Here is a 237-nt window from a genome sequence, read left to right as displayed (position 1 = left end):
ATGCCCAGGCGAATCCAGCAGCTCATGACCAGCAATCCTTTGGCAGGGTGTCGGGGCATTCAGGCAGGTTTAGCGGCAGGTCCCAAGGAATGTTGGCGAAAAAGTCCAGGGCGTTTTGGCTCAGGTTCATCATGATGCAACGGTTCCAGTGTTCGCTGCCCTGGCGTTCCAGGTTCTGGGCCAGTTCCTCGTCGCTGCTGCTGGAGCAGTTCCACAGCGCCCTGCCAAACAGGTAAC

The 237-nt window shown here is 58.2% G+C and carries 1 pseudogene; it reads right to left on the bottom strand.

The window, feature by feature from the left end:
* Positions 1-22 precede the first annotated feature (22 nt).
* Positions 23-237 (bottom strand): annotated as a pseudogene (locus AC0IXA_RS28115) (DUF1266 domain-containing protein); the annotation flags it as partial.

This window comes from Pseudomonas sp. AC083 (assembly GCF_979253165.1).
The sequence above is the reverse complement of the archived record's forward strand: the minus strand, read 5'-3'. Positions and strand labels throughout refer to the sequence as shown.